Raw genomic sequence first — 24,180 nt, forward strand, 5'->3', positions numbered from 1 at the left:
CCATCGCCCTCCCGACCCACAGGCGTCGTAGCAGCCCTAGTGCTCTTACGCCGCCTGGCAGAAATCGCAATTACTTAATACTCGCCGCCTAAACTAAGTGGCACACCGAATCCTCTGATCGAGATACACACGTGATCGAAAATCTACGCAACATCGCCATCATTGCCCACGTTGACCATGGTAAGACCACCCTGGTAGACAAACTCCTGCGCCAGTCCGGCACCCTTGAGCGCAACGAGCTCAACGACGAGCGCGTGATGGACAGCAATGACCAGGAAAAAGAGCGCGGCATTACCATTCTCGCCAAGAACACCGCGATCAACTGGAATGGCTACCACATCAACATCGTGGATACCCCCGGCCACGCCGACTTCGGCGGTGAAGTTGAGCGCGTAATGTCGATGGTTGACTCCGTGCTGCTGCTGGTCGACGCCCAAGACGGCCCGATGCCGCAAACCCGTTTTGTGACCAAAAAGGCTTTCGAAGCCGGCCTGCGTCCAATCGTGGTCATCAACAAGGTTGACCGTCCAGGCGCGCGTCCGGACTGGGTTCTGGACCAGATATTCGACCTGTTCGACAACCTCGGTGCCACCGAAGAACAGCTGGACTTTAAAGTCGTCTACGCCTCGGCCCTGAACGGCATTGCCGGTCTGGACCACACCGACATGGCTGAAGACATGACCCCGCTGTACCAGTCCATCGTCGACAACGTGCCGTCCCCGGCTGTTGACGTTGACGGTCCGTTCCAGATGCAAATCTCCGCACTGGACTACAACAGCTTCCTCGGCATTATCGGCGTTGGCCGTATCGCCCGTGGTCGCGTCAAGCCGAACACCCCGGTTGTCGCCATCGACGCCGACGGCAAAAAGCGCAACGGCCGTATCCTCAAGCTGATGGGCCACCACGGTCTGCACCGCGTTGACGTTGAAGAAGCCACCGCTGGTGACATCGTCTGCGTCAGCGGCATGGACTCGCTGTTCATCTCCGATACCCTGTGCGACATCAACCACGTTGAAGCGATGAAGCCGCTGACCGTCGACGAGCCGACCGTATCCATGACCTTCCAGGTCAACGATTCGCCGTTCTGCGGTAAAGAAGGCAAGTTCGTCACCAGCCGCAACATCAAAGAGCGTCTGGACAAAGAGCTGCTGTACAACGTGGCCCTGCGTGTTGAAGAAGGCGACAGCGCTGACAAGTTCAAGGTTTCTGGTCGTGGTGAGCTGCACCTCTCGGTACTGATCGAAACCATGCGTCGCGAAGGCTTCGAAATGGGTGTAGGCCGTCCGGAAGTAATCATCCGTACCGTCGACGGCGTGAAGCAAGAACCCTTCGAGAACGTCACCATCGACACCCCGGAAGAATCCCAGGGCAAGGTCATGGAAGAGATGGGCCTGCGTAAGGGCGACCTGACCAACATGGTGCCGGATGGCAAAGGCCGTGTGCGTCTGGAATACAACATCCCGGCTCGTGGTCTGATCGGTTTCCGTAACCAGTTCCTGACCCTGACCAACGGTGCTGGCATCCTGACCTCGATCTTCGATCGCTACGACACCATGAAGTCCGGCGACATGTCCGGCCGTCAGAACGGTGTTCTGGTATCGGTAGAAACCGGTAAGGCACTGACCTACTCCCTGGAAACCCTGCAGGCGCGCGGCAAGCTGTTCGTCGAGCACGGTCAGGAGATCTACAACGGTCAGATCGTCGGCCTGAACAGCCGCGACAACGACATGGGCGTAAACCCAACCAAAGGCAAGAAGCTCGACAACATGCGTGCTTCCGGTAAAGACGAAACCATCGCCCTGGTTCCACCTGTTCGCTTCACCCTGGAACAGGCTCTGGAATTCATCCAGGACGACGAACTGTGCGAAGTTACGCCGAAGTCGATCCGTCTGCGTAAGAAGATCCTCGACGAAGGCGAGCGCACCCGCGCTGCCAAGAAAGCCAAGAACTGATCCCCGTTCTAGCTGATTAAAAAGCCCCCGCCGGCGCGAGCCTTGCGGGGGCTTTTTCTATGGCCAAGTTTTGTGTGGCGCTAGTTAAACTGAACTTAAAACCTAGGCGGGTGTTGAGCGCAGCGAAGCCTAATAGGCTGGTTTGGCTGTCAGCTTGTGAGTCAGTCCCGCCTCAGGGATATTGGTTTTCTGCGGGCGGTTCGGCAAATTGAGCCAGTACGGTGAAGTCATCCTCGGCCAGGCGCCAGATGTTGTCTGCCCCGCGTACCCAGAGCTCCTTGCTTATGACGCCAGAGGCTTTGTTCATCGACCAGTTGGCAGACAGCAGGGCGCTGTCTTCATCAATCACGTGTAATCGCACGTCGTGATAAGTCAGGTTGCTGAGTCCTAAATCCAGCATGCTTTGCCAAAAGCCGTGGATGGCTTCTCGCCCGGAAAATCGTCCAAAAGGGGCGGCGGCCAAGCTGGCGTCTTCGCTGTAGCCTGCTGCGCATGCACTGGCGTTGCCTTGGTTGAAGTGTTCGATCCACGCGTTGCTTGCGCTCAATACAGGGTTTTGCCGACTCATGTGGAGTGCCTCTTTAAATGTGCGTTGTGTATGTTGAGCGGTATGTTATTTAAGCTGTTATGGAAAATAATCACCTCGAAAGTGAATTGAATGTTCAGTCAGAGTGAACAAAAGCAGCTTCCCTATCGCATGATGGTTTTCCATGAGGTCGTCACGCTCGGCTCTTTTACGGCGGCGGCTGAGCGGCTCGGGCATACCAAGTCAGCTGTCAGCGTGTATGTCAGTCAGCTTGAGGCATTGCTGGGCGTGCGTTTGCTTAAGCGCTCCACGCGGCGGTTGAGTTTGACCGAGGCAGGCGAGGTGTTTGCACGTCGCTGTGCCGCGATGGCGATACAACAGCAGCAGGCATTGTTAGAGCTGGATGCGTTAGCGACGGAGCCTGCCGGGCGCTTGGCGATCACTGCGCCACATTTATTCGCGAGTACGCTGCTGCCGGCGGTCATAGCTGAGTTGTGTACGCGTCACCCGGCATTGACGCCGGAGCTTATCTTCACCGATGAGCGCTTGGATTTACTGACCCACCATATCGACCTCGCTGTTTCGGTAGGCGCGCTGGCAGATAGCCGTTACCACGCTGTGTCGCTGGGGTGGTTGTCGTTTATCTTGGTCGCAGCACCGTCTTATCTTCAGCAGCATCGGCTTGAGCGATCAGATGATCTTTTGGGATGCAGCGTGGTTAGGCTTCCTTGGCAGGAAAACGCACTCTTGCACCGCGAGGCTGAGACTCGGCCGTTACAGGGCGCACGTGATCTCAAGGTCAATACCATGACGGCCGCCATTGGCTGTGTTGGCGAAGGGCTGGGGGTTGCGCTGCTCTCTGCGGCTGCAGTGGCGCAGGAGTTATCCGCTGGGCGCTTGATACACGTATTGCCCGATTGGCATGGTGGGCAAGCGCCTGTCTATGGTGTGCACGGTTACAAAGATAGGCTGCCGCCAGTGATCAGATCCTGCACGGATCTTCTTCGAGTCAGGATCCGCTCATTACCAGCGGCTCAACGACCCTGACCGGGCGTCTGTGCAGTCTTAAGCTTAATGGCCAGAGTGATCACTCGGGTTCTGTTCGCCTGTCAGTAAGCACGGGCTCACGATAAGCCAGGCAGATGTTGTTGATGCCTTCAGGTCAGCTGCTTGGGGGCTTGAAAACGCTCGCTGAGCGCTTTGAGCAGCCCCAAACAGTTCATGCTGCTCATTTGCAGTGGATGGAAGTCTTCGTTGATGCCGTAGCGCAGCAGCAGGTCGCGGGTCAGCTTGCTGATGGGCACATAAGCCATGCTCCACTCAGCAAAGAGGCGTTCATCAATCTCGCGCATTTGCAGCAGAAGCAGCTGCTCATGCCGTGGGTCGGTGGAGATATGGTGGTAAAGCTTGTTGACCGCTCGTCGGTCGCCTTCGAGTATTTGCATGAAGTACTCGCCGTTAAACGCCAGTATTCCAGTGATGCCCACCTGCGCATTGTGTTGGCGCGCGGTGTGCAGCAGCGCGTCAATGTCGTGCGTGCTAAATCCCTTCACCACTTTGCTCACATAGAGCAGCCTCACCAAGTACATAGTTACGCTCCTCTATTTGTTGATTAAGCAAACATAGTTGGTGATAGCGATTCGTGCCGAGGTGGGCGATGTGTTTGCGTAGATTCAGAGTAGTGGGCTTGTCTGCCGCGCGTTATCGCTCAGTGGCGAGTGAGTAATGACTCTGCATCGATTTTTGCGCGCGACGATGCTCACTTCCTGGCGTTGACGAAAGTGGGTGGTCACCACGCGTATAGGCGTTGAGGCGGTCTGTCGAGCCTAACGCATTAGCTTTTCCAGGTTGGCCGCCACAGTGCAGGCCATTTTGCGCCGCCAGGGGGCGCTGTTTGGGTTGGCCAGTACGCGGTCTTCATGGGTGAAGCTCTGGATGATGGCGTTGTAGCCGAGCCAGCGCAGGGGTTCTGGCTCCCAGCGTGGTAGTTGGCTCAGAGCTTGGTCGCCGAGCACCCAAGGTTGGGTCGTCAGTTCGCTCTGTTTTTCCAGAATCAGATCAGCCAAGGTGCGACCGCCGAGGTTGCTGGCGCCCACCCCTTCACCGCCGTAACCGCCGGACAGGGCGATGCCGTTGCGTCGATCGACCAGCATGTGCGGGCGAAAGCGTCGCGCCATGCCCAGATTGCCGCCCCAGGCGTGAGTGATGCGCACCTGCTTAAGTTGCGGAAACAGTTCGCCGAACAGGTAGCGGCGCAAGTCGCGCTCGTTTTCGCTGAGGTTGAAGTCGTGGCGCAACTGGCCACCAAAGCGGTAGCCGCCGCGCGCGCCGAATACCAAGCGGTTGTCAGCACTGCGTTGGCCATAGGTGACTTGGCGGCTGTTCTCGCTGAAAGCTTGGCCGCGCGCCAGGCCGATATCGGCCCAAACGTCCTTGGGCAGCGGTTCGGTGGCGACCATCAGGCTTTGCACAGGTAGCTGATGCTTGCCCAGTGGGGGCAGGCTGGCGGCGTAGCCTTCTACGGCGGGGACGATCCAGTCGGCGCGTACGCTGCCGGTGGCGGTGCGCAGCAAGCCAGTTTGCCACTCGACTACGCGGCTTTGTTCATACAGCTCGACGCCCATAGCGACCACGCTTTGCGCCAGGCTGCGCACCAGTTTGGCCGGTTGGATGGTGGCGCAATGCGGGGTGTAAATCGCGCCGTAAGCATTGGCCAATTGCAGCTGCTTGCCCAGGTCGAAGGGCGTCAACCAGCGGTAGTCGTGCTCATCGAAGCCCTGGGCGCGCAGGTCGGCCAGTTGGCGTTGCAGGCTGCTGAGTTGTTCAGGGTAGCGTGCGGCGCAATACAACACGCCGCCTTTGCGGTAATCGCAGGCGATTTGTTCGCGCTCCAGTACCCCGGCAACCTCATCGGGGATGCCGTGCAACAGGGCGTGGGCGCTGTACCGTGCCGCGTTGGGCAGGCCGTCGAGCAGGCGATCCTGGCCGAGCAGGTTGCCCATCAGCCAGCCGCCGTTGCGCCCGGAGGCGCCGAAGCCAGCCGTCTCGCCTTCGAGAATAACGATGCGCAGCTGGGGTGCCTGACGTTTGAGGTAATAGGCGGTCCACAGGCCGGTGTAGCCTGCGCCGATAATTGCCACATCGGCGTGCAGGTCTTCGGTCAGCGCGGGGCGTGGGCTTAGTGATTTACCCAGTTGATCCATCCACAGGCTGAGGGTGTGCCAGGGTTGCATACAGGTTTACCTCGGTCGCAATGGCGTTGAACCTAGGATAAACCAGCCAGGCGCGGCTGAAACTCAGGCTTTGGGCTTATACGCACAATAGCCTGGGCGCGGGCCGATCTTCGGGTGGTTACGGCAGGTATCCGGGCGCTTGTCGTAGATGGTGCACAGGCGGGTTTTGCGATCGAGGTAGTAGCAGTCGTTATTGCTCATGCGGGTCAGGGTGAAAATGCCTGATTTTTGATGGAAGCGTTCAACGATGCCGTCTTTCTGCAGGCGCTTGGCGATGTTCTTCAGCGGCTCGCTGCGTTCGAACTCATCGACCACGCCGATACGGATCAGGTCATTCAGGCGCGCTTCGACCGGCAGCGTGCAGCAACTGGACATGCAGCTGTGGCACATGTCGGCGGTGTATTTGGCCCAGGTTTCCAGGCGATCGAGTTCGGCGGCGGCAATCAGGTTGTTTTTCATTGGGGCATGCGTCAGGTGTGCGGCGCGCGATGATAGCGAGCTTGGCGCATTTGTGAACGACAATCTGCCGGTTGGTCATGGACTGTGCAGCCAGTTGGGGCAGATGCTTGATGGCGGTTGTTTAGGGTGAACAGCCTGTGGGCTGCCGCGCGCAGCGTTAAACGCGGCTCTTGGTGATTTTTGCTGTGCTGTGATGTGTGCAGCATTCGTCTCCCTGGGTATGCGCAGAGCAGCCTTCTATACTGCCGCGCAGTTTGCACCGGGTGTTGGGGATGGTTGGGTTTGGCTAAATAGGAAGGCGCTGCATGCAATGGATTTTCATGCTGGTGGGCTTGGTGCTCGGGGCGTTGGCCGATGAAACGCTGACGGCTTCATTAATAGGCGCGTTGTTCGGTTTGGGGCTGGCTCAGGCTCTGCGGTTGCAAGGGTTATCGCGTGAGAATGCCGCCCTGATGACCCAGCTCAACGAGGTCTCGAAACGCTTTGCTGAGCGTGCTGCTGCCGTTGATGAGCGCGTGCGCCTGCTTGAGCAAGGTGACGTCACGCAGGCTGAGCCTGAGTTAGAAACTACGCCAATACCCGCGATGGCGCCTGAGCAGGCCGCGCCGGTCGAGCTGGATTGGACGCTGGATTTTGTCCTGCCGGACCCGCCGGCCGAGCCAATTGTACCGACTGCGCAGCCAGCACTTAGCCCTGAACCTGAGCGCGTAACGCCGACAGCATCGCCTTGGGTGCCCAGCGAGCCGCGTGCGCCGGGCGTGTTTGCGCAGGGTTTCAAAGCCGCGAAGAACTGGCTGCTGGGCGGCAACACCGTGCTGCGCGTCGGCGTGGTGCTGCTGTTTCTCGGCCTGGCTTTTCTGCTGCGCTACGCCACCGAAGGCGTGGTGGTGCCGGTGGAGTTTCGCTATGCCAGCGTCGCGGCCAGTGCGGTGGCGCTGTTGGCGCTGGGTTGGTGGCTGCGCCTGCGTAATCCCAGTTACGCCTTAATGTTGCAAGGCACCGGGGTTGCCGTGTTGTACCTGACAGTCTTTGCCGCGATGCGTTTGCATCCGTTGCTCGACGCCAGCGCGGCCTTGGCCCTGTTGGTGCTGGTGACGCTGTTTTCGGCGGTTCTGGCGGTCAAGCAAAATGCACTGGCATTGGCGGCTGTTGCGGCGCTGGGTGGTTTTGCTGCGCCGATTTTGACCAGCACCGGCAGCGGCGATCATGTCGCGTTGTTCAGCTACTTTGCCCTGCTGAACGCCGGCATCTTTGCCATTGCCTGGTTCAAGGCGTGGCGGCTGCTCAACCTGATCGGCTTTGTCGGCACCTTCGGCATCGGCTTCGCCTGGGGTATTCGCGCCTACACGCCGGAGTTGCTGTGGAGCACTCAGCCGTTCCTGATCCTGTTCTTCCTGATGTATGTGGCCATCGGTCTGTTGTTTGCCCGCCGCAAGCTGCGCGAGGCACTGGATGCGCCCGATGATCGTGATGGCTTGCTGCGCTGGGCGGCGCGCAAGGGCGATTACATTGATGCCACCGTGCTGTTCGGCCCGCCACTGGTGGGTTTTGGTCTGCAGTTCGCATTGGTGCAGCACATCGAGTTCGCCGCCGCTTTCAGTGCTCTGGCGATGGGGCTGTTCTACCTGCTGTTGGCGCGGTTATTGGTCGGCCGCACTGGTGATCGCGCGGTGTTGCTGGTGGAAACCTGTTTGGCGCTGGGCGTGGTGTTTGCCAGCTTGGCGATTCCCCTCGGGCTGGATGCGCGCTGGACCTCAGCGGCCTGGGCGGTCGAGGGCGCCGGTATCTTCTGGCTCGGTTTGCGTCAGCAGCGTCCATTGGCGCGGGCGTTTGCGCTGTTGTTGCAGTTCGGTGCAGCGTTGGCCTTCGTGATCGGCCTGCGCGGTGGCGAAAGCACCTTGCTAGACGGCGCGCCGCTGGGCGCATTGATGCTGGCCGTGGCTCTGTTGTTCAGCTTCTGGCAACTGCGGCAGCACAAGGCGCTGGCCAGCAATTGGGAGGTGCGCGGCTTGCCGGTGCTGGCCTGCGCCGGGCTGGCATCTTTTTACTTGATAGCGCCCCTGCTATTTGCCGCCCAAGGCACGGCGATCAGTTGGGCGCTGGCGGGTCTGCTGACGTTATGCCTCGGTTTACGCCTGCAGGCGCGCAGCTTTCTGTTCAGTGCCTTTGCCGTGCAGTTGCTCGGTGGTGCGGTGTTTATGCTGGACATGGCCGGCGATGCGGCCGCCGGCATGGGTGGGTTTTCGGCCGGTTGGTCGGGGCTGTTGACCTCGTCGTTGATCGGTTTCGGCCTGATCGCCGGCATGCTGCTGGCAGCGCGGGATCCGCAAATTGGCGCGGATCGCCGCCTGCTGCGCGGTCTGTCGGTGGTGTTGCTGGTGGGGCTGGTGTTCCTCAATCTGGCTGTGCTGTTCGTCCTGCCGTGGGCCACGGCCAGTGCCGTATGGGCGGGCAGCGGCTTGCTGATTGTCTGGCTCAGCCTGCACTTGCAACAACGCGCCAGCTTTGTTTTCGGTCTGTTGTTGCAGGTGTTGGCTGGCGTGGTGTTTCTCGCCGTTAGCCCGTTGTTGTTTAGCGCTCTGCCGAGCGAAGGCCTGCGCCCGTTGGCGCATATCGACTTCTGGACGCCATTGGTGCTTGGCCTGGCGGCCTTGGTCGGTGCCTGGCGCTTGCAGCAATTAGCGCGCCGCGAAACGCCTAGCGCCCTGGGCAATCTCAGCCTGCTTGGCCTCGCACAGTTGCTGTTGGTCTGGGGCGCGGCCTGGTGGGCGTTGGCCCTCGTTAGCGAAGTGCTGCGTTTTGTCGGGCCGCAGTGGCAGAGCAGCGCTTTGCTGCTGGTACTGGCCGCCAGCATGGCCTTGGCGGCGTTTCTTGCCCCGCGCACGCGCTGGGCTGAGTTGGCGCTGCTTTGCTGCCTGCTGACACCGCTGGCGGGCGTGGTGGTGCTGCACGCCTGGCATCTGCACTATCACCCGGCCGCGCAGTTTGGCTGGCTGGCCTGGACACTGCTGTTTGCCGTGCACGTTTGGGCATTACGGCGTGTGGCTGAGCAGTTACCTTCCGGCGCGCGCAGTGCGGCCCATGTGTTGGGTGCGTGGCTGCTGCTGGGCGTACTGGCGCTGGAGTTGCGCTACCTGTTGTTAGCCCTGTCGGAGCACTACAACGCTTGGCGTTGGCTGGGTTGGGCGCTGCTGCCCAGTGCTTATCTGTGGTTGATGGCATTGCCGCGTCGCTTGCCTTGGCCGCTTTCGGCCTATCCGCGCGAGTACCGCGTGTTGGCGGCAGCTCCGCTGGCGTTGCTGATGCTCGGCTGGTTCTGGCTGGCCAACGTTGCCAGCGCCGGGGATGCCGAACCGTTGGCCTACCTGCCACTGCTTAACCCGCTGGAGTTGGGCCTGTTGTTTGCGCTGGGTGCGGTGTTCGCGTGGGCGCGTATGGGCTTGGCCGAATTGGGTGCGGACGCCGTACGCAGCCAATGGCTGACGCAAGCGGTTGCCGGGGCGTCGCTGTTTGCCCTGCTGACGGCCATGGTCATGCGCACCGCGCATCATTGGGGTGGAGTGCCTTATCAGCTGGATGCGCTGCTCGATTCGATGTTGGTGCAGGCCGGCCTGTCGATCGTCTGGACGCTGATTGCGCTGCCGCTGATGGTGCTCGGCAATCGCCTTGGTCGGCGCGAACTTTGGCTGATCGGTGCTGCATTGATTGCGCTGGTGGTGGCCAAACTATTTTTTGTCGAGCTGGGAAATCGCGGTGGCCTGGAGCGCATCGTGTCGTTTATCGGGGTCGGCGTATTGCTGTTGGTGGTGGGGTATTTCGCCCCGCTGCCGGCCCGTCAGGAAGAGGCGGAAAAGCCGCCGGAGTCAGCATGATCAGTCGTTCTATTCTTGGCGTGAGCGCCGCTGTCTGCCTCGGCCTGCTGTGCAGTGCGGCCACGCTGGCGCAGGAGCAGCCCGGCGACTATGCCGTGCAACTGCCACTCACGCTGAGCGGAGATGGCCCTTGGTACCGCTTGGATGTGCCAATGGCGCTGCATTTTGCCGCGCGTTATGGCGATCTGCGCGACCTGCGGGTGTTCAATGCGCAGGGGCAGCCCTTGGCTTACGCCCTGGTGGCGGGGCAGGGGGAGTCACGTGACAGCCTGCAAGAACAGGCGGTGAAGTGGTTCCCGCTGTATGCCGAGCCGGGCGACAGCAGCGCCGAGCCCAGCTTGCGAGTGCAGCGCAGTACCACAGGTACGCTGATCGAACTGCGTGATGAGGCCGATGGCGCCGCCAAACCGGCCTTGCTGCGTGGCTGGTTGCTGGATGCCAGCGCGGTGCCCGATGCGCTGGTGGGGCTGCAGCTGGATTGGGCGGCGGATCAGGACGGCTTTCAGCGCTTCAGCATTGAGGCCAGTGACGATTTACAACGCTGGCAGCCTTGGGGCAGTGGTCAGTTAGCGCGTCTGGCGTTCGATGGTGAGCAGATTGAACAGCGCCAGGTGGAGTTGCCGGGGCGTAAAGCGCGCTATTTGCGTCTGCTCTGGCAAAGCCCGCAACAAGCACCGCAACTGACAGCCGCCAGCCTGCGGAGCCAGCGCAGTGACAGCATGCCGGCGGCGTTGGTATGGTCGCAGCCGTTGACGGCAGCGCACACGGCGGATGGCGACTATCAATGGCAGCTGCCGCTGGCCCTGCCGTTGGAGCGGCTTCAGGTCGAGTTGACTGAGCCCAACAGTCTGGCCCCGATTCGGGTAAGTGGTCGCCGAGAGAACACGGGCAGTTGGCAAGCAATGGCGCAGGGTTTGCTCTACCGCTTGCCGGAAAAGGCTGCAGAGATTCGCCAGGACGAGTTGTCATTGCCCGGTTGGCCGGTTCAGCAGTTACGTCTGCAGGTCGACGAGCGCGGCGGCGGTCTGGGCGCTGAAGCGCCGTCGATCAAAGTGGCGGTGCGTGCAACCCAGTTGGTGTTTCTGCAGCGTGGTAATCCACCATACACCCTGGCGTTGGGGCGCACGGGCGCGCAGTCTGCGGCGTTGCCATTGAGCACATTGATTCCGGGGTATGAGCCTTTGCGCCTTCAGCAATTGGGCAAGGCCGAAGCGGGGCGGCAAACAACTGATCTCAACGCGCGGGCATCGGCAGACGTTAGCCAGACCGATTGGAAGCGCTGGGGGCTGTGGTTGGTGTTGCTGTTGGGCGTCGGTCTGCTCGGGTTAATGGCTGCAAGTCTGCTGCGTCGTCCTAGCGCTTAACGGCCGCTGGCTGGCGAATAAAGGCCAGCTACCTAACGGTTTTTGCAGTATCGTTGGCGACTTGTTTGATTAACGTTTGAGGTCAGGAAGGCCCTTGCGTATCTCTAATCCCCCCCTGCTGCGCCCCCCATTGTGTGTATTTGCCCGGGTGGTTGGCTCGTGCCTGTCTGCGTTTAATCCTGCGGTGCTCCCAGCATGAATGCCTGCGGCAGTTCTGGCTGGGCGCTTGATACGCCAGTAGTCCTGACGACTATGGTCTGCTTCGGGGTGATTTTTCTCGCCCGTTGGGTGGTGCGGCAGCGCTATTTCCCTGGGCGCGAGAGTTTTATCGTGCTGCACATGGCCAGCCTGTGGTGGATGGCCGCGGCCAGTCTGGAAATGGCGGCGCAAGGGGCGTCTTGCAAAGTGTTCTGGGCGACGATGGCCTGGCCGGGCATTTTGCTGATGCCCACCTTCTGGGCTGTATTCCTCTGGCAGTACGTCAACAGCGTGCGTCAGCCCCTGCCGCTGCAAAGCACGCTCAGCTTGATGATCATGCCGCTGTTGATCTGGCTGATGGCGCTCACCAACCCTTGGCATGGCCTGTTTTACGCTGCAGGCACCGGACCATTGAGTACCGAGCCAGGTTCGCCCATTCGCTATGATCATGGCCCGCTGTTCTTTGCGGCGGCGGTCTATGTGTACCTGTTTATGGCCTTTTGCATGGGCGTGGTATTGCGCGCGGCGTTGGTCAGCTACGGCGTTCATCGCCGCCACTATGTCGCGTTCGTGGTCGTCACGGCTGTGCCCTGGGTCGCCAATATCAGCTATGTGGTGTTCGGCTGGACGTTGTTTGGCTTTGATCCCACCCCATTCAGCTTCGCCCTTACCCTCGTGGCGTTCGCCTGGCTGATCGTCGGCGTGCGCTTGTTTGACTTGCTGCCCGTGGCCCGGCATTTATTGCTGGATGCCTTGCTCGACCCCGTGTTGGTAGTTGATGCGCAATTGCGCGTGATTGAGGCCAACCCGGCAGCACTGAAACTCGCCGGGTTGCGCAGCAGTTGGCAGGGGCGGGCGTTGAACGATTGGCCGATTCTGGGGGCTGACTTACAGGCGCTTCTGGCGGAAAACACCCCTGGTGATCATGAGCGCTTACTGACACTGGCGAATTCGGCCCGTTATTTTGAGGTGCGTATCCGTGCCATTGAACGTCTGACACGGCGCGGCAGTCAGGTGTTGGGGCAGATGCTTTATCTGCGTGACGTGACGCAGCGTCATCTCGGTGAGTTGAAATTGGCGGAGGCGCTGGCGCTCAGCGAAGAGCAGTTACGCACCATCACCGATCTGCATGAGCAATTGCAGGAGCAAGCGCTCTGCGACCCACTCACGGGGTTGTACAACCGCCGCTACCTGGATGAGTTTTTTGCCCGAGAGCTTTCATTGGCGCAGCGTGAGCACCTGCCTATTTCACTGGCGTTGATCGACCTTGATCACTTCAAACGGCTGAACGATGAACATGGCCACTTAGAGGGCGACGACGTGCTCAAAGGCGTCGCCCTGCATTTGTTGGAGAATTTGCGCAGCTCCGATGCGGTATTCCGTATTGGCGGCGAGGAGTTTCTGCTGATCATGCCGCGCGCTGATGCCGTTGAAGCGCGTGCACGTCTGGAGACCATCTGCCGTGACCTAGCGGCTCATCCACTGCCAACCCGGGGTGGTGCGCGCTATGTCACGCTTTCCGCAGGCCTTGCCATCTGGCCCGAACAGGGTCCCGGGCTTGATGAGTTGATGCAGGTGGCCGATGGCGCGTTGTATCAAGCCAAGCATGAGGGGCGTAATCGGGTGTGCAGCCTTCGATCCAGTGCTGAAGCGCTTTTGCCCTTAAAGGGGTAAACTGCGCGCGATTTTTCTTCCTTCCGGAGCCATCCATGTCCCGCGTTACCCTCAGCCGCTACCTGATCGAGCAGACTCGCAGCCACAACACTCCGGCCGACCTGCGTTTTCTTATTGAAGTAGTCGCGCGGGCCTGTAAGGAGATCAGCCATCAGGTCTCTAAAGGTGCGCTGGGTGGTGTGTTGGGCAGCATGGGCACCGAAAACGTGCAAGGCGAAGTGCAGAAGAAACTCGACGTGATCTCCAACGAGATTCTGCTGGAAGCCAACGAGTGGGGTGGTCACCTGGCGGGTATGGCGTCTGAAGAAATGGACAACGCCTACCAAATTCCGGGCAAATACCCCAAAGGTGCCTACCTGCTGGTTTTTGATCCGCTCGATGGCTCCAGCAATATCGACGTCAATGTCTCGGTCGGTACCATCTTCTCGGTGTTGCGCTGCCCCGAGCGAAATGGTGAAGAAGGTGACCTCGGTGAAGAGGCATTCCTGCAGCCGGGTACTGAGCAAGTGTGTGCTGGCTACGCCATTTATGGCCCACAGACCATGCTGATGCTGACCTTGGGTGAAGGCGTTAAGGGCTTCACGCTGGATCGTGAGTTGGGCAGCTTTGTTTTGACCCATGACGACATCAAGGTCCCGGAATCCACTAAAGAATTCGCCATCAACATGTCCAACCAGCGCCATTGGGATGCGCCGGTGCAGCGTTATGTGTCTGAACTGCTGGCGGGCGAAGAAGGCCCGCTGGGCAAGAACTACAACATGCGCTGGATCGCCTCGATGGTGGCTGACGTGCACCGCATCCTCACCCGTGGCGGCGTTTTTATGTACCCGCGTGACAACCGCGATCCGTCCATGCCGGGCAAGCTGCGCTTGATGTATGAAGCCAACCCAATGGCCATGATCATTGAGCAGGCAGGCGGTGTAGCCACTAACGGCACACAGCGCATTCTCGATATCCAGCCGCAAAGCCTGCACCAGCGTGTGCCGGTATTCCTCGGCTCCAAAGAAGAAGTGCTGCGTATCAGCGCTTATCATCGCCACTGATCAGCCAAGGCCGCGTTCACCCGAATGGGAGAGCGCGCTTTCTACCTGACTTCTTTAGGCTCCACAGCTCTTATAAAAACAAAGAGCTCGGAGTCTTTATGTTCAAGCCGTACAAAGCCCTAGCAGCCGCCATCGCCCTGGCCAGCCTGCCTCTCACCAGCTCAGCAATGCCCTACTCGCAGTTCATCGTATTTGGTGACTCGCTGAGTGATAGCGGGCAGTTTCCTGATTTGGGCAGTCCTCTGCTCGGTGGTAACCCGACCGGGGGTACGCGCTTCACCAACCGTACTGGCCCCAACTACCTAAGCAATAACACCGAATTTTTTGATCTGGTGGTTACGCAGCGCTTGGCCGCACAGCTGGGGTTGCAAGCTCTGGCATCTACGCCTGTGCTTCCTCAAGTGCTGACGGGCAATCCGGATGGTACTAACTATGCGGTAGGTGGTTACCGAACGGAGCAGGTGCTTGCGTCCATTACGACAACATCGCAAACGGTGGTTCCGGTAGGTCAGGCGGGAGCAGGTACGGTGCTGCGTGCAAGGCCGGGGTACTTGGCGCAATTTGGCGCTGCCGATCCCAACGCCCTGTTCTACGTCAATGGTGGTGGCAACGATGTGCTGCAGTTTGTCGTCACTGATCAGGCCACGGCTGCCACTGCTGCCGCCAACTTGGTTGCTGGTGTCGCCGCGCTGCAGGCGGCCGGTGCGCGCACCATTATCGTGTCTGACCTGCCTGACGTGGGCATGACTCCGGCAGGCTTTGCCAGCGGCTTCAGGGCGGCTTGGTCATCTGCATCGGGGTTGCTTAACGATGAGTTGGGCACTCAATTGGCTGCATTGGGCGGCAATGTCATCCGCCTAAACTTCCGTGGGCTGTTGTCCGAGGTGCAAGGTGATTTGGCCACGTTTGGCTTTGATCCTCTTGTCGCACAAACGAATGTTTGCTTCAGCGGTTCCAGTTGCTTGGCTGACCCCACGTGGGGAATTGGTGGTACAACGCCTAACCCCAACCGTCTTATGTTCAACGATGGTGTACACCCGACCGGTGCTGTGCAGCAGATCAGCGCGGATTACATCTATTCCCTTATCTCCGCCCCTTGGGAAGTCAGCCTGCTGCCAGAGATGGCGCTGTCCAGCCTGATCGGTCATCAGCAGCAACTGCAAAGTCAGTTGCAGGGCCAGTGGCAGGCCAATGGGCAATGGCGCAGTTTCGTGAGTGCCAACGGCATGCGCCGTGAGTTCGCGCGTAATGCGGCGGTTGCCGAGGGCGACAGCGATGGTCTAGGGCTGACGTTGGGCGGTAGCTATCGCCTGAATGACCAGTGGCGTGCCGGTCTTGCCCTTGGCCTGCAATCGCAGCAACTGGATACGCAGACCGATTCCGAATACGACCTGAGCAGCTACTTGCTCAGCGGCTTTGCTCAGTTTCAGCAGGATCGTCTGTGGGCTAACGGCAGCGTCAGCGTGGGGCATCTGGACTATCAGAATCTCGAGCGTCAGTTCGCGCTGGGTATAGCTGAACGTGCCGAGAAGGGTGACAGCGAGGGTCAGTTGTATGCGTTGTCAGCGCGTATTGGCTACGACTTGGCCAATGCCGGTACAGATTGGCAAGTCAGTCCGTTTATCAGCGCCAATTACGCGCGTGTTGATGTTGATGGTTATCGCGAAAGTGGCAATCGTTCTACCGCGCTGAACTTTGCCGATCAGCAGCGTGATAGCCAACGCCTGGGTGTCGGCGTGCAGCTCAGCCATCAGTTGACGCCAAGCACTCAGCTGTTCGCTGAAGTGTCCCGTGAGCGCGAGTTCAAGGATGACCCGCAGCAACTGCGCATGGGCCTGAACAGTGTGGCCAACAACAGCTTCGAACTGCAGGGCTACACCCCTCAGAGTGGCCAGACTTTGGCGACCTTTGGCGTGAACCATCGCGTGGGTAGTGAGCTTGGTTTATCTGCCAGCTACAACTTTCGCGGCACCGAGGATCGTCAGCATGGCCTGAACCTTTCTCTGTCCTGGGATTGGTAGCAGTCTTGAGGTGAAAAACGGGGTAGGCTTGGCTTACCCCGTTTGCCCAGATCAGGATTAACCATGTGCCGTCCTCTCGCTGTTTTCACCTTCCTGCTTCTGCTGACAGGCTGCAGCCCTCTCAATCAAGAAAACTACGCACAACTCCAGCCGGGCATGAGCAAGGCTGAGGTCGAGCGCCTGTTAGGTGGGCCGGATGAGTGTTCGGCGGCATTGGGCGTTGCCAGTTGCACTTGGGGTGATGAGCAGCGTTTTATCAGCGTGCAATATGCTGGCGATAAGGTGCTGATGTTCTCAGCCAAGGGGCTTAAGTGATGCGTCTGCTAACGCTGTGTGCCGCTGCACTGCTGCTCTCTGGGTGCGCCAACTCGGCTAAGGATGTTGCGCCACCGGCCACTGTTGCGCAGGTTGATCTGCAGCGCTATCAGGGCACCTGGTACGAGCAGGCGCGCTTGCCGATGTTCTTTCAGCGCCACTGCGCGCAGTCCGAGGCGCAGTATGAATTGCGTGGTGACGCCAGTATTGGCGTGACCAACCGCTGCCGAACCCACGAGGGTGAGTGGCAGGCTGTCAGCGGTCAGGCTGTGGCGCAAGTACCGGGGCAAACCAACAAGCTGTGGGTCAGTTTCGATAATTGGGTTAGCCGCTTGTTGCCGGGTTTAACCAAGGGTGAGTACTGGGTGCTCTACCTGGATGCCGACTACCAGAGCGCATTGGTCGGTCACCCCGATCGCCAGTACCTGTGGCTGCTAACCCGAGATGAAGTGGCCAGTGCGCAAACACGGGCCATTTTGCTCGATGAAGCGCGTAAGCGTGGCTATGACACGCAACAACTGATTTGGCGCAGCGCTGACTCGGATTAAGCAGCCGGGTGGCTGCGCATGTTGCGCGACGTTTGAGTCGCCTTAGGGCTATTGCCAATTCAGTCGTGCAAGCCGCCATTGATCACCGTCCAGCCACCATTCCAGTTTTACGCTGTAGTGCCGGGCACTGTCGGGGATCAGGCTTTCAGCGCCGGCCAGCGTGACCTGGGCTTCGGTATGGCCTTTTTCGCGGTAGGTCGTGTCGAGGTAGCTGTTCTTACTCAGGGCCAGCACCTTGATGTTTTTGTGGCGCATAAATAGCAGCAGCATGGTGCGCTGTGCCCACTCGCGGTCGAACTCGTTCTGCGCAGAGAATTGCGGGTGCAATTGTTCAAGTACTGCGCTGTTCTTCTTGCCCTCAAGGTTGCTCTGCAATTGCTCCACGGCGGCTTCCAGGGCGGCCTGTGGATCATCCTTGTCGCCGCAGCCAGTGAGTAGGCTGCAAATCATTACAAAAGCTAAGGCAAATACCCGTGTGTGCATGCTGAACTCCCTTTTCATGGTTATGATGCGGCAACGCACCGAGCCGCTGCCCTGCGCATAAGGCCAGCCAATGCTTGGTTCACCTTCAGGAGCATGCCATGCAGACCTTGTATCCGGAACTAAAACCCTACGCCCGTCATGAGTTGGCCGTGCAAGCCCCGCACGTGCTGTATGTGGACGAAAGTGGTTCGCCGGACGGCCTGCCTGTGGTGTTTATCCATGGTGGCCCGGGTGCTGGGTGTGATGCCGCCAGTCGCCGCTATTTCGACCCCAATCTTTACCGCATCGTCACCTTCGATCAGCGCGGTTGCGGCCGCTCCACGCCCCACGCCAGTCTGGAGAACAACACCACTCAAGCGTTGATCGCCGATATGGAAGTAATCCGCGAGCAGCTGGGCATCGATAAATGGGTGCTGTTCGGTGGTTCGTGGGGTTCGACCTTGGCGCTGGCCTACGCTCAGGCGCATCCGCAGCGCGTACATGGTCTTATTCTGCGGGGCATTTTCCTGTGTCGACCGCAGGAGTTCGACTGGTTCTATCAGGAAGGTGCGAGCCGCCTATTTCCTGATTACTGGGAAGACTACCTGGCACCGATTCCACAGGATGAGCGCGGTAACCTGATGCAGGCTTTTTACAAGCGCCTGACCGGCCCGGACCAGATTGCCCAAATGCACGCGGCCAAAGCCTGGTCGACCTGGGAAGGCCGCACGGCGACCCTGCGTCCTAACCCGCAAGTGGTTGACCGCTTCAGCGACAGCCACCGCGCGCTGTCGATTGCGCGTATCGAATGCCACTACTTCGTCAACAACGCCTTCCTTGAGCCGGATCAACTGCTGCGTGACATGCCGAAAATTGCCCATCTGCCGGGGGTGATTGTGCATGGCCGTTACGACGTGATCTGCCCGTTGGACAACGCCTGGGCGTTGCATCAAGCCTGGCCGAACAGTGAACTGCAGATCATCCGCGATGCTGGCCACTCGGCAGCCGAAAACGGCATCACTGACGCCCTGGTGCGTGCGGCGGACGAACTGGCGCGACGCCTGCTCAATCTGGCACCGGACGAAGCATGAAGACACTGATTCAGCGGGTGCGTAGCGCCCGAGTCGAGGTGGCGGGTGAAGTGGTGGGGGCGATTGACCAAGGCCTGCTGGCGCTGGTCGGTATTGAGCCGCAAGACACCCCGGCCAGCGTCGAGAAAGCCCTGCACAAGCTGCTCAATTACCGTGTGTTCAGCGATGCCGCCGGCAAGATGAACCTCTCGCTGGGCGACGTTGCTGGCGGGCTTTTACTGGTGTCGCAATTCACCTTGGCCGCCGATACCAAAAGCGGCTTGCGCCCCAGCTTTACCCGCGCCGCACCCCCAGCGCTGGGTGCCGAGTTGTTCGACTTGCTGGTGGCGCAAGCCCGCGCCCGGCACCCTCAGGTCGCCACCGGCCAGTTCGGTGCCGACATGCAGGTGCACCTGATCAATGACGGGCCGGTGACTTTTCTGCTGGAGAGCTAGCGCGCCAAGGCGTCGGCGACGAAATCCAGGCGATCCTGACCGAAGTGCATTTCAGTACCGATGAAGAATGTCGGCGCGCCAAATACGCCGCGCTTGATCGCTTCTTCGGTGGTGGCCTTGAGACGCTCCTTGACGGCTTCATCGTTGACCAACTGCTCAAACTCGGCAGGGTCAAACCCGGCCGCGCTCAGCACTTGCGCAACCACCTCAGGCTTGCCCAGGTTTTTCTGCTGCGTCCACAGCGCCTCAAATATCACCTGCACGTAACGCGTGAATTGCTCGCTGTTTTCGTAGCCAGCCGCACCGCGCATCAGTGTTAGGGTGTTGATTGGAAAATGCGGGTTGAACTGCATCGGCACGTCGTAGCGCGCGGCGAAGCGGGCTAGGTCTTGCAGCATCCAGCGGCCCTTGCTCGGGATCAACACAGGCGACTGGTTGCCGGTGGCTTTGAATACGCCACCAAGCAGCATCGGCCGCCAGATGATTTGTGCGCCCTGCGCCTTGGCAATGCGCGGCAACTGGGTCCAGGCCAGGTAGCTGGCAGGGCTGCCGAAGTCGAAAAAGAACTCAACTGTCTTGTTCATCGTATGTCCTTTTGTCAGGTTCGATATAGCTGGGCTGGCTGTAGGGTGGATGACGCGTGATCCATCCTACGAATTGGTGCGCGATGTTTAGAAGGTTTCGCTCCATGGCCGCAGATCCATTTCATGCACCCAGCAGTCGCGGGGCTGACAGTGAATCTGCCAGTAGGTGTCGGCGATGTGTTCGGGGTTGAGGATTCCGTCCTGCTCTTTGAGCTGGTACAGCTGCGGAAAGGTGTCGCGGATAAACGCAGTGTCGATGGCGCCATCGATGATCGGGTGGGCAACATGGATACCCTTGGGGCCGAGTTCGCGGGCCATGCTTTGCGCTAAGGCGCGCAGGGCAAACTTGGCGCTGGCAAAGGCCGAGAAATTGGCTCGGCCGCGCAAAGAGGCGGTGGCGCCGGTAAAGATGATGGTGCCCTCGTTACGAGGCAGCATTACCTTGGCGGCTTCTCGACCGGTGAGAAAGCCTGCAAGCGCGGCCATTTCCCAGACCTTGCGGTAGACCCGCTCGGTGGTTTCGGTGATGGAGAACTGCACGTTAGCGCCGATATTGAACACCACCGCGTGCAGCGGCCCGACCTCACGCTCGATGGTGCCGAACAGCGCGATCACCTGTTCTTCCACCCGTGCATCGCAGCCAAAGGCCCGTGCGCTGCCACCGGCTGCTTCGATCTGCGCCACCAATGGGACTAGCTTCTCGGCATTACGCCGCGCCACGCAGGCGACGTAACCCTCGCGGGCGAAGCGTTTGGCGATGGCACCGCCGGTGGCGTCCCCCGCACCCACCACCAAAATTGCTTTACGTTCGGTCATTGCAGTCTCCATAAGTTCTGTTTTGGAACTTTGCCTGATGGTCGGTTTCATTCTGAATCCTGTCAAGCTATCGTGATCCCTCGCTGAAGGAGATTGGCTTATGCGTTGGGAAGAATTGGAGCAGCAACCTTGTTCCTTGGCTCGTACCCTGTCGGTGGTGGGGGATCGCTGGACGCTGCTGGTGTTGCGCGAGAGCTTTCTCGGTATTCGCCGCTTCGATGAATTCGAAAAGCGCTTAGGCATTACCCGGCATGTACTAGCCGATCGCTTGAAAAAGCTGGTGGAAGCTGGGGTGCTGGACAAGGTGGCTTACCAGCAGCGGCCACTGCGTGAGGAATACTGCCTAAGCGCCAAGGGGCGCGACTTGTACCCGGCCATCATGGCGCTGGTGCAGTGGGGCGACCGCCATATGAGTGGCCCGGAAGGCGCGCCGATTCGGCATATTCACCGCGCCTGCGGCCAGCCGATGCACGGTGTGCTGGTGTGTTCGGATTGCGGCGAGCCACTGGTGCCGAAGGATGTACAGCTTGAGGAGGCGCCTGCGTTTAAGGGGCAACTCTTGCCAGCGCACTGGCACGAAAAGCAGGTTGTGTAGGGGACTTTTCTCATCCACCACCGCGATTTGGCGGATGGATGACAGCGTCATCCACCCTTCGGGTCAGGAATGGTGGTTCAGAACAGTCGCGCCAGCAAGGCGGTGACTGCTGTTTCCACGCGCAAAATGCGCGCGCCCAGTTGCACCGGTTGCAGGCCAGCCTCTTGTAGCTTTTCCACTTCGTAGGGAATCCAGCCGCCTTCCGGGCCGATGGCGAGCGTCACGGCCTGCTCGACAGCGCGTGGGCAGGCCGGGTAGTCGCCGGGATGGCCGACCAGGCCTAGGGTGCCGGCACTTATGGCGGGTAATTGGTCTTCGACAAAGGGCTTGAAGCGCTTCTCGATGATCACCTCGGGCAACACGGTATCGCGCGCCTGCTCCAGGCCGAGAATCAGCTGCTCGTGAATCGCGGCGGGCTCAAGGAATGGCGTCTGCCAAAAGCTTTTCTCTACTCGATAGCTGTTCAACAGCACCAGCCGAGGTACGCCCATGCTGCTTACCGTTTGCAGCACACGGCGCAGCATCTTCGGCCTGGGCAGGGCCAGCAGCAGGGTCAGCGGCAATTTAGCTGGCGGCGGTTGATCGAGTTGTACAGACAGCTCAGCGTGTTCGCTGTCCAGGCTGATGAGCTGGCCGCTGCCCATCAGGCCATTCAGGCGGCCAACGCGCAGGCTGTCTCCGGCTTCAGCGCGGTGCACCTCAAGCAGGTGTTTGAGCCGGCGACCGCTAAGCCGCACACGGTCTTCGGCAACAAAGTCGCCGTCTTCGAGGAGCAGCAGGTTCACGGTTGCGCAGCGGGTGGCTGGTCGTTTGCCGGCGTATCGCTGTCGGCTTCATCCACCGACTCTTGCTCATCGCGCCGTTTGACCAGGCTGCCACAGAGCAATCCAGCCTCGAACAGCAGCCACATGGGCACGGCGAGCAGCGTTTGCGAAAACACGTCCGGCGGCGTCAGCAGCATGCCAACAACAAAACAGCCAACAATTACATAGGGGCGACTTCTGCGCAGGGTGGCGACATCGACTATGCCGACCCAGATCAGCAGAAAGGTGGCGATCGGGATTTCAAAGGCCACACCGAAAGCGAAGAACAGGGTCAGTACGAAATCCAGGTACTGACCGATATCGGTCATCATCGCCACACCTTCCGGCGTCACGCTGGCGAAGAAGCCGAACATGATCGGAAAGACTACAAAGTAGGCGAACGCCATGCCGGCATAGAACAGCAGGATGCTGGAGATCAGCAAGGGGATGGCAATGCGCTTTTCATGCTTGTACAGCCCCGGTGCGATAAAACCCCAGATCTGATGCAGGATGATCGGGATGGCCAGAAACAGCGACACCATCAATGTCAGTTTGAAGGGCGTCAAAAACGGTGAGGCCACGCCGGTGGCAATCATCGTCGCGCCTTCAGGCAAGTAGGCGCGCAGCGGGGCGGCGACGAGCGCGTAAATGTCCTGAGAGAAATAGAACAGCCCGGCAAACAGTAGGAACACCGCTGCAACAATACGCAGCAGACGCGTGCGCAGTTCCGTCAGGTGCGAGATCAGCGGCATTTCCTGATCATGGTCCGGTCGTTGGCTCATGGTAGCGGGCTTTTATCCTGGCTGGTGCTGGTGCTGGTGCTGGTGCTGGCAGGGACAGCCGGCTCGGCGGCTGGGATGGTTGTGGATGGCGTTTCAGTGGGGCTGCCGAACGGCGCATTGATGCTTTGCTTCATGGCGTTCATTTCCCGCTCAAGCTCTAGAATCTGCTCGTTATGCAGCTGGCGACGGATTTCATCCGCACCAATCTCACGCTCAACCTCGGCCTTGATGGCGCTGAAGCTGCGCTTGATCCGGCCAATCCATAAACCTGCCGTGCGCACCGCACCGGGCAGGCGATCGGGCCCGAGCACAATCAGGGCAACGATGCCGACCAGCAGCAGTTCGGTAAAGCCGATCTCGAACATGGCTTAGTCTTTTTTCGCCGGTTCTTCAACCTTGCGGACCTGGGCATCGAAGGTCTGGCCTTTGGGCTCTTCGACCGCCGCCGCTGGTTTTTCACCTTCGCCGTTGTCCATCGACTTACGGAAACCCTTGATCGCATCGCCAAGGTCAGAACCCAGGCCTTTAAGGCGCTTGGTGCCGAACAGCATGACCACGATCAGCAGGATGATCAGGAGTTGCCAGATGCTAATGCCACCGAATCCCATAATGCGTACTCCGTAGTAAAGGGTTGATCAGTCTTGTGAGCGTGCGGCTTTTTCCGCATGCCCGGAGAGGCCAAAGCGCCGGTCCAGTTCGTCCAATACCGCCTGTGGATGCTGGCCGAGGGCGGCAAGCATAACCAGGCTGTGGAACCACAGGTCGGCGGTTTCGTAAATTACATCGCTGCAGTCACCGCTGACGGCAGCATCTTTGGCGGCGAGAATGGTTTCTACCGATTCCTCACCGACCTTTTCCAGAATCTTGTTCAAACCCTTGTGGTAAAGGCTGGCGACATAGGAGCTGTCGGCGGCCGCGCCTTTGCGCGACTCCAGCACTTCGGCCAGGCGGCTCAGGGTATCAGTCATGGCCGAATCACTCATGGTTATGTCCTGCTGCGTAGATGGCATGCGGATCTTTCAGCACCGCCTCGACAGTTTTCCACGCACCGTTCTCGAACACCCGGTAGAAGCAACTTTCGCGACCGGTGTGGCAGGCGATGCCGCCTATTTGTTCGACGATCAGGATGATCACGTCGGCGTCACAGTCCAAGCGCATTTCATGCAGCTTCTGCACATGGCCGGATTCTTCACCTTTGCGCCAGAGTTTGCCGCGTGAGCGCGACCAGTAGATGGCGCGCTGCTCGCTGGCGGTCAGTGCCAGGGCTTCGCTGTTCATCCAGGCCATCATCAGGATGCGGCCGGTTTTATAGTCTTGGGCGATGGCCGGCACCAAGCCGTCCGCGTTCCAGTTGATTTCGTCGAGCCAGTCAGTCATTGCAGTGTCCGCCCATCTCGGGCTGTTTGAT

25 protein-coding genes are annotated in these 24,180 nt (G+C 59.7%); 12 read left to right on the forward strand and 13 right to left on the reverse strand.

Translation table 11 applies throughout. The annotated features are described in order from the left end of the window. The first annotated feature begins 131 nt into the window (after window positions 1-131). Window positions 132-1,952 (forward strand): translational GTPase TypA, encoded by a 1,821-nt coding sequence (gene typA, locus AUK77_RS11070; protein WP_296129543.1) that lies wholly within the window; start codon window positions 132-134, stop codon window positions 1,950-1,952. Window positions 1,953-2,124: 172 nt separating this feature from the next. Here the strand turns inward: typA and AUK77_RS11075 are convergent, their stop codons facing one another. Then, complete coding sequence (locus AUK77_RS11075) at window positions 2,125-2,520, reverse strand: nuclear transport factor 2 family protein (RefSeq protein WP_296129546.1); 396 nt, start codon at window positions 2,518-2,520, stop codon at window positions 2,125-2,127. Window positions 2,521-2,610: 90 nt separating this feature from the next. On the opposite strand from AUK77_RS11075, the gene AUK77_RS11080 reads away from it, so the two are divergent. Next, window positions 2,611-3,525 (forward strand): LysR family transcriptional regulator, encoded by a 915-nt coding sequence (locus AUK77_RS11080; RefSeq protein ID WP_296129549.1) that lies wholly within the window; start codon window positions 2,611-2,613, stop codon window positions 3,523-3,525. A 110-nt stretch (window positions 3,526-3,635) separates the two neighbouring features. Here the strand turns inward: AUK77_RS11080 and AUK77_RS11085 are convergent, their stop codons facing one another. From AUK77_RS11085 to AUK77_RS11095, 3 genes are all read right to left on the reverse strand, one after another. Further along, window positions 3,636-4,067, reverse strand: coding sequence for a BLUF domain-containing protein (locus AUK77_RS11085; protein ID WP_296129551.1), 432 nt, complete (start codon window positions 4,065-4,067; stop codon window positions 3,636-3,638). Window positions 4,068-4,304: 237 nt separating this feature from the next. After that, window positions 4,305-5,711: an FAD-binding oxidoreductase gene (locus tag AUK77_RS11090; RefSeq protein ID WP_296129553.1), complete on the reverse strand. Its 1,407-nt coding sequence runs from the start codon at window positions 5,709-5,711 to the stop codon at window positions 4,305-4,307. Window positions 5,712-5,774: 63 nt separating this feature from the next. Beyond that, the gene (locus AUK77_RS11095; protein WP_296129555.1) at window positions 5,775-6,170 is read right to left on the reverse strand and encodes a YkgJ family cysteine cluster protein; all 396 of its coding nucleotides are present in this window, start codon (window positions 6,168-6,170) and stop codon (window positions 5,775-5,777) included. Between the two features lie 305 nt (window positions 6,171-6,475). On the opposite strand from AUK77_RS11095, the gene AUK77_RS11100 reads away from it, so the two are divergent. The 7 genes from AUK77_RS11100 (at window position 6,476) to AUK77_RS11130 (ending at window position 17,205) form a co-directional block, all read left to right on the forward strand. Continuing rightward, the gene (locus tag AUK77_RS11100) at window positions 6,476-10,042 is read left to right on the forward strand and encodes a DUF2339 domain-containing protein (protein ID WP_296129558.1); all 3,567 of its coding nucleotides are present in this window, start codon (window positions 6,476-6,478) and stop codon (window positions 10,040-10,042) included. Next, window positions 10,039-11,406 carry a DUF3999 domain-containing protein gene (locus AUK77_RS11105; protein ID WP_296129560.1) on the forward strand — a complete coding sequence of 456 codons (1,368 nt, stop codon included), beginning with the start codon at window positions 10,039-10,041 and terminating at the stop codon, window positions 11,404-11,406. Before AUK77_RS11100 ends, AUK77_RS11105 begins: the two co-directional genes overlap by 4 nt. Window positions 11,407-11,601: 195 nt before the next feature. Further along, complete coding sequence (locus tag AUK77_RS11110) at window positions 11,602-13,278, forward strand: histidine kinase N-terminal 7TM domain-containing protein (RefSeq protein WP_296129564.1); 1,677 nt, start codon at window positions 11,602-11,604, stop codon at window positions 13,276-13,278. Window positions 13,279-13,313: 35 nt separating this feature from the next. After that, window positions 13,314-14,321 (forward strand): class 1 fructose-bisphosphatase, encoded by a 1,008-nt coding sequence (locus tag AUK77_RS11115; RefSeq protein WP_296129566.1) that lies wholly within the window; start codon window positions 13,314-13,316, stop codon window positions 14,319-14,321. Window positions 14,322-14,419: 98 nt separating this feature from the next. Then, on the forward strand, window positions 14,420-16,342 hold the full coding sequence (locus AUK77_RS11120; RefSeq protein ID WP_296129568.1) for an autotransporter domain-containing SGNH/GDSL hydrolase family protein: 1,923 nt from the start codon (window positions 14,420-14,422) through the stop codon (window positions 16,340-16,342). Window positions 16,343-16,405: 63 nt separating this feature from the next. Next, window positions 16,406-16,657 (forward strand): outer membrane protein assembly factor BamE, encoded by a 252-nt coding sequence (gene bamE, locus AUK77_RS11125; protein ID WP_296129570.1) that lies wholly within the window; start codon window positions 16,406-16,408, stop codon window positions 16,655-16,657. After that, window positions 16,657-17,205: a lipocalin family protein gene (locus tag AUK77_RS11130; RefSeq protein WP_296129572.1), complete on the forward strand. Its 549-nt coding sequence runs from the start codon at window positions 16,657-16,659 to the stop codon at window positions 17,203-17,205. Before bamE ends, AUK77_RS11130 begins: the two co-directional genes overlap by 1 nt. Window positions 17,206-17,253: 48 nt before the next feature. Here the strand turns inward: AUK77_RS11130 and AUK77_RS11135 are convergent, their stop codons facing one another. Then, entirely contained in the window at window positions 17,254-17,688 is a 435-nt protein-coding gene (locus AUK77_RS11135; protein WP_296129575.1) for a hypothetical protein, read from the reverse strand. Window positions 17,689-17,786: 98 nt separating this feature from the next. Here AUK77_RS11135 and pip point away from each other — a divergent pair, with 98 nt between their 5' ends. Together pip and dtd are read left to right on the forward strand one after the other, a co-directional pair. Next, complete coding sequence (gene pip, locus AUK77_RS11140; RefSeq protein ID WP_296129578.1) at window positions 17,787-18,758, forward strand: prolyl aminopeptidase; 972 nt, start codon at window positions 17,787-17,789, stop codon at window positions 18,756-18,758. Next, on the forward strand, window positions 18,755-19,192 hold the full coding sequence (dtd, locus tag AUK77_RS11145) for a D-aminoacyl-tRNA deacylase (protein ID WP_296129581.1): 438 nt from the start codon (window positions 18,755-18,757) through the stop codon (window positions 19,190-19,192). The genes pip and dtd overlap by 4 nt, the downstream gene beginning before the upstream one ends. Here dtd and AUK77_RS11150 read toward each other — a convergent pair. Both AUK77_RS11150 and AUK77_RS11155 read right to left on the reverse strand, forming a co-directional pair. Beyond that, window positions 19,189-19,776 carry a 2-hydroxychromene-2-carboxylate isomerase gene (locus tag AUK77_RS11150; protein WP_296129584.1) on the reverse strand — a complete coding sequence of 196 codons (588 nt, stop codon included), beginning with the start codon at window positions 19,774-19,776 and terminating at the stop codon, window positions 19,189-19,191. The two genes, dtd and AUK77_RS11150, sit on opposite strands and share 4 nt — an antisense overlap. 87 nt (window positions 19,777-19,863) lie before the next feature. Then, window positions 19,864-20,592, reverse strand: coding sequence for an SDR family oxidoreductase (locus AUK77_RS11155; RefSeq protein ID WP_296129587.1), 729 nt, complete (start codon window positions 20,590-20,592; stop codon window positions 19,864-19,866). Window positions 20,593-20,692: 100 nt separating this feature from the next. On the opposite strand from AUK77_RS11155, the gene AUK77_RS11160 reads away from it, so the two are divergent. Continuing rightward, window positions 20,693-21,187, forward strand: coding sequence for a helix-turn-helix domain-containing protein (locus AUK77_RS11160; protein WP_296129590.1), 495 nt, complete (start codon window positions 20,693-20,695; stop codon window positions 21,185-21,187). Window positions 21,188-21,264: 77 nt separating this feature from the next. Here AUK77_RS11160 and AUK77_RS11165 read toward each other — a convergent pair whose 3' ends face one another. From AUK77_RS11165 to hisI, 6 genes are read right to left on the reverse strand one after another with little or no spacing between them, the layout of a single operon-like run. After that, window positions 21,265-21,972: a 16S rRNA (uracil(1498)-N(3))-methyltransferase gene (locus AUK77_RS11165; protein ID WP_296129593.1), complete on the reverse strand. Its 708-nt coding sequence runs from the start codon at window positions 21,970-21,972 to the stop codon at window positions 21,265-21,267. Then, window positions 21,969-22,772, reverse strand: coding sequence for a twin-arginine translocase subunit TatC (gene tatC / locus AUK77_RS11170; RefSeq protein WP_296129596.1), 804 nt, complete (start codon window positions 22,770-22,772; stop codon window positions 21,969-21,971). Before tatC ends, AUK77_RS11165 begins: the two co-directional genes overlap by 4 nt. After that, window positions 22,769-23,137, reverse strand: a complete 369-nt coding sequence (gene tatB, locus AUK77_RS11175) for a Sec-independent protein translocase protein TatB (RefSeq protein ID WP_296129598.1) — start codon at window positions 23,135-23,137, stop codon at window positions 22,769-22,771. Before tatB ends, tatC begins: the two co-directional genes overlap by 4 nt. Before the next feature lie 3 nt (window positions 23,138-23,140). Beyond that, on the reverse strand, window positions 23,141-23,380 hold the full coding sequence (gene tatA / locus AUK77_RS11180) for a twin-arginine translocase TatA/TatE family subunit (RefSeq protein ID WP_296129601.1): 240 nt from the start codon (window positions 23,378-23,380) through the stop codon (window positions 23,141-23,143). Between the two features lie 27 nt (window positions 23,381-23,407). Continuing rightward, window positions 23,408-23,740 carry a phosphoribosyl-ATP diphosphatase gene (locus AUK77_RS11185; protein WP_090255176.1) on the reverse strand — a complete coding sequence of 111 codons (333 nt, stop codon included), beginning with the start codon at window positions 23,738-23,740 and terminating at the stop codon, window positions 23,408-23,410. A 7-nt stretch (window positions 23,741-23,747) separates the two neighbouring features. Beyond that, window positions 23,748-24,149, reverse strand: coding sequence for a phosphoribosyl-AMP cyclohydrolase (gene hisI, locus AUK77_RS11190; RefSeq protein WP_296129603.1), 402 nt, complete (start codon window positions 24,147-24,149; stop codon window positions 23,748-23,750). Window positions 24,150-24,180: the final 31 nt, after the last annotated feature.

It is taken from the genome of Pseudomonas sp. Ga0074129 (genome assembly GCA_001465025.1).
GTDB lineage: Bacteria > Pseudomonadota > Gammaproteobacteria > Pseudomonadales > Pseudomonadaceae > Aquipseudomonas.

Bases quoted from the DNA above. Each gene is read 5' to 3' on its own strand.
- AUK77_RS11075 (WP_296129546.1), bottom strand. From the start codon at position 2,520: ATGAGTCGGCAAAACCCTGTATTGAGCGCAAGCAACGCGTGGATCGAA.
- AUK77_RS11080 (WP_296129549.1), top strand. From the start codon at position 2,611: ATGTTCAGTCAGAGTGAACAAAAGCAGCTTCCCTATCGCATGATGGTT.
- AUK77_RS11085 (WP_296129551.1), bottom strand. From the start codon at position 4,067: ATGTACTTGGTGAGGCTGCTCTATGTGAGCAAAGTGGTGAAGGGATTT.
- AUK77_RS11090 (WP_296129553.1), bottom strand. From the start codon at position 5,711: ATGCAACCCTGGCACACCCTCAGCCTGTGGATGGATCAACTGGGTAAA.
- AUK77_RS11095 (WP_296129555.1), bottom strand. From the start codon at position 6,170: ATGAAAAACAACCTGATTGCCGCCGCCGAACTCGATCGCCTGGAAACC.
- AUK77_RS11100 (WP_296129558.1), top strand. From the start codon at position 6,476: ATGCAATGGATTTTCATGCTGGTGGGCTTGGTGCTCGGGGCGTTGGCC.
- AUK77_RS11105 (WP_296129560.1), top strand. From the start codon at position 10,039: ATGATCAGTCGTTCTATTCTTGGCGTGAGCGCCGCTGTCTGCCTCGGC.
- AUK77_RS11110 (WP_296129564.1), top strand. From the start codon at position 11,602: ATGAATGCCTGCGGCAGTTCTGGCTGGGCGCTTGATACGCCAGTAGTC.
- AUK77_RS11115 (WP_296129566.1), top strand. From the start codon at position 13,314: ATGTCCCGCGTTACCCTCAGCCGCTACCTGATCGAGCAGACTCGCAGC.
- AUK77_RS11120 (WP_296129568.1), top strand. From the start codon at position 14,420: ATGTTCAAGCCGTACAAAGCCCTAGCAGCCGCCATCGCCCTGGCCAGC.
- bamE (WP_296129570.1), top strand. From the start codon at position 16,406: ATGTGCCGTCCTCTCGCTGTTTTCACCTTCCTGCTTCTGCTGACAGGC.
- AUK77_RS11130 (WP_296129572.1), top strand. From the start codon at position 16,657: ATGCGTCTGCTAACGCTGTGTGCCGCTGCACTGCTGCTCTCTGGGTGC.
- AUK77_RS11135 (WP_296129575.1), bottom strand. From the start codon at position 17,688: ATGCACACACGGGTATTTGCCTTAGCTTTTGTAATGATTTGCAGCCTA.
- pip (WP_296129578.1), top strand. From the start codon at position 17,787: ATGCAGACCTTGTATCCGGAACTAAAACCCTACGCCCGTCATGAGTTG.
- dtd (WP_296129581.1), top strand. From the start codon at position 18,755: ATGAAGACACTGATTCAGCGGGTGCGTAGCGCCCGAGTCGAGGTGGCG.
- AUK77_RS11150 (WP_296129584.1), bottom strand. From the start codon at position 19,776: ATGAACAAGACAGTTGAGTTCTTTTTCGACTTCGGCAGCCCTGCCAGC.
- AUK77_RS11155 (WP_296129587.1), bottom strand. From the start codon at position 20,592: ATGACCGAACGTAAAGCAATTTTGGTGGTGGGTGCGGGGGACGCCACC.
- AUK77_RS11160 (WP_296129590.1), top strand. From the start codon at position 20,693: ATGCGTTGGGAAGAATTGGAGCAGCAACCTTGTTCCTTGGCTCGTACC.
- tatC (WP_296129596.1), bottom strand. From the start codon at position 22,772: ATGAGCCAACGACCGGACCATGATCAGGAAATGCCGCTGATCTCGCAC.
- tatB (WP_296129598.1), bottom strand. From the start codon at position 23,137: ATGTTCGAGATCGGCTTTACCGAACTGCTGCTGGTCGGCATCGTTGCC.
- tatA (WP_296129601.1), bottom strand. From the start codon at position 23,380: ATGGGATTCGGTGGCATTAGCATCTGGCAACTCCTGATCATCCTGCTG.
- AUK77_RS11185 (WP_090255176.1), bottom strand. From the start codon at position 23,740: ATGACTGATACCCTGAGCCGCCTGGCCGAAGTGCTGGAGTCGCGCAAA.
- hisI (WP_296129603.1), bottom strand. From the start codon at position 24,149: ATGACTGACTGGCTCGACGAAATCAACTGGAACGCGGACGGCTTGGTG.